The 2,814-nt window shown below is 67.9% G+C and carries 3 protein-coding genes; 1 reads left to right on the plus strand and 2 read right to left on the minus strand.

What is annotated here, in order from left to right; translation table 11 throughout:
* Window positions 1–1,032: amidophosphoribosyltransferase (gene purF, locus A9W96_RS14185; protein ID WP_067140605.1), on the minus strand; the 1,032-nt coding region annotated here is incomplete at its 3' end.
* Between the two features lie 137 nt (window positions 1,033–1,169).
* Entirely contained in the window at window positions 1,170–1,559 is a 390-nt protein-coding gene (locus tag A9W96_RS14190) for a sterol carrier family protein (RefSeq protein ID WP_066865497.1), read from the minus strand.
* Window positions 1,560–1,578: 19 nt separating this feature from the next.
* On the opposite strand from A9W96_RS14190, the gene A9W96_RS14195 reads away from it, so the two are divergent.
* The gene (locus A9W96_RS14195) at window positions 1,579–2,793 is read left to right on the plus strand and encodes an MCE family protein (RefSeq protein ID WP_067140608.1); all 1,215 of its coding nucleotides are present in this window, start codon (window positions 1,579–1,581) and stop codon (window positions 2,791–2,793) included.
* Window positions 2,794–2,814 lie beyond the last annotated feature (21 nt).

The raw sequence follows: 2,814 nt of genomic DNA on the forward strand, positions 1-2,814 counted from the left end.
CTGGCGGATGGTCTGCGACGGTTGGATGAAGGTGCGCCCGACGTAGGCGTTCTTCATCAGCCCCTGGCCGTACGGAATGCCCGACTCCTGGGCGTATCCAACGGCGGCGGGCGTGCCCGACTCGGGGACGCCGATCACCAGGTCGGCCTCCACGGGCCGTTCGCGGGCCAGCCGGCGGCCGATCTCCACCCGGGTCGCGTGGACAGACCGTCCGGCGATCGTGCTGTCCGGTCGCGCCAGGTAGACGTATTCGAAGACGCAGCCCTTGGGGGTGGGGTTGGCGAAACGCGTGGAGCGGACGCCGTCGGCGTCGATCGCCAGCAGTTCGCCCGGTTCGATGTCGCGGACGAACGAGGCGCCGACGATGTCGAGCGCCGCCGTTTCGGAGGCCACCACCCAGCCGCGGTCCAGTCGTCCCAGCGAAAGTGGCCGCACCCCATGGGGATCGCGACAGGCGTACAGCGTGTTCTCGTCCATGAAGGTCAGGCAGAACGCGCCGCGCACGGTCGGCAGCAGGTCCAGCGCCGCCTGCTCCAGCGTGGCGTCCGCCGCGCCGTGGGCCAGCAGCGCGCCCAGAATGTCGGAGTCGGTCGTCGCCGGTGCGGGGGCGCGTTTGGCGATCAGCCCCTCGTCGCGGGCGCGGGCGGCGAGCTCGGCGGTGTTGACCAGGTTGCCGTTGTGTCCCAGCGCCACCCCGGTGCCGGCCGCGGTGTTGCGGAACACGGGCTGGGCGTTCTCCCAGGTGGTGTCGCCGGTGGTCGAGTAGCGGCAGTGCCCGATGGCGACGTGGCCCTGCATGGCGCCCAGCGTCTGCTCGTCGAACACCTGGCTGACCAGGCCGAGATCTTTGAAGACCAGGACCTGGGAACCGTCGGCGACGGCGATGCCGGCGGCCTCCTGGCCGCGGTGCTGCAGCGCGTACAAGCCGTAATAGGTGAGTTTGGCGACGTCCTCGCCGGGGGCCCAGACTCCGAATACACCGCATTCTTCGCGGGGTGCGTTGAAGTCCTCTTCGGGTTCTTGGACGGTCACGATTAGGCAGCTCCCCGGGGAACGGTTGGTGACGTAACGGAGTCTACGGGCAGCGCCGCCGCGCCGACGAATCCGCCGGGCGTGTTGCGCGACAAAATGCCAGCGCGAATACCTAAACCTGCAGTTCAGGGTTATGTTCAGCCGAGATCGAACAGCGGCAGCCAGTGTTCAATCTCACCCGCTCGCGAGCCGGAAAGGCGCAACGCACCGGTGCGCTGCGCCTCGCCGAACGGCAACTCCCCGGTGGCCAGCAGCAGCCAGGTCCGCGGGTCGGTTTCCACCACGTTGGGCGGTGTTCCGCGGGTGTGCGTGAGCCCGGTGATGCACTGCACCGCGACGAACGGCGGGACGCGCAACTCCACGCTGCGCCCGGGCGCCACCGCGGCCAGGGTGCGGGCGGTGAGCCGGACGGCCGTCGCCAATTCCTGCCGCTCGGGCTGCGGACCGGATTCGTCGCGCAGCCACTCCGCGACCGCCAACACGGCCTGCCGGGCCTTGGCCGGATCGGCTTTGTCGCGGGGGGCCATACCCTAGGGTCTCAAAACCATGGAGCCCCGTCGCCCAAGGGCGCGGCCGCCGTACCGGACCGCCGGCCTGGTGACGGTCGTGATCATGGGATTGCTCGGGTCGCTTCTGTACCTGCAATTTCGCGGCGCCCTGACGCCGACCACGAAGTTGACCATGGTGGCCGCCCGGGCGGGTCTGGTGATGGATCCCGGTTCCAAGGTCACTTACAACGGGGTGCAGATCGGCCGAGTGTCCAGCATTTCGGAGACCACGCATGGCGGCAGGCCGGCCGCCAAGATAGTCCTGGACGTCGCCCCGAAATACGTCAAGCGGATCCCGGCCAACGTGGTCGCCGACGTCAAGGCGACCACGGTGTTCGGCAACAAATATGTTGCCTTAAGCGCACCGAAACAGCCTGCAGCACAAACGATCACACCGTCGATGGTGATAGATGCAACATCGGTGACCACCGAGTTCAACACCCTTTTCGAGACACTCACCTCGATCGCGGAGAAGGTCGATCCGGTCAAACTGAACCTCACACTCAGCGCCGCCGCCCAGGCGCTGAGCGGAATGGGCGAGCGGTTCGGTGCCTCGCTCGCCGACGGCGATGCCGTCCTCGACGACCTGAACCCCCGGATGCCGGCCCTGCGCAACGACATTCGGCGGCTAGCGGACCTGGGCGATACATATGCGAACGCCTCTCCCGAACTGTGGGACGCGCTGGACCACGCGGTGACGACCGCGCGCACACTCGACTCGCGGCACCGCGAGCTCGATGCCGCACTGCTGGCCGCGGCCGGGCTGGGCAACGCCGGCGCCGACGTCTTGGGCCGCAGCGGGCCATTCTTCGTCCGCGGCGCCGTCGACCTGGTTCCCAGCAGCCAGCTGCTCGACGAATACAGTCCCGAAATCTACTGCACCATACACAATTTCGACGAAGTCGCGCCGAGAATCCACAACGCGCTGGGCGATAACGGCTACTCGCTGGGCGCCCACGCCTCAGGCGCCATCGCGGGGGCGCCCAATCCTTATATCTGGCCGGAGAACCTGCCCCGCACCAACGCCAGGGGCGGCCCGGGCGGACGGCCGGGCTGTTGGCAGAAGATCACCCGGGAACTGTGGCCCGCGCCGTTTTTGGTGATGGACACCGGCGCAAGCATGGCTCCTTACAACCACTTCGAGGTCGGCTCGCCGCTCGCGGTGGAATTCGTGTGGGGCCGCCAACTCGGTGACTACACCATCAATCCCTGACCATCAGCGGCGCGACGACTG

Source organism: Mycobacterium sp. 1245852.3 (genome assembly GCF_001669335.1).
GTDB lineage: Bacteria > Actinomycetota > Actinomycetes > Mycobacteriales > Mycobacteriaceae > Mycobacterium > Mycobacterium europaeum_A.

What these genes read in the sequence shown, in the direction of transcription:
- A9W96_RS14190 (WP_066865497.1), bottom strand. Translation starts at nt 1,559, where the DNA reads ATGGCCCCCCGCGACAAAGCCGATCCGGCCAAGGCCCGGCAGGCCGTG.
- A9W96_RS14195 (WP_067140608.1), top strand. Translation starts at nt 1,579, where the DNA reads ATGGAGCCCCGTCGCCCAAGGGCGCGGCCGCCGTACCGGACCGCCGGC.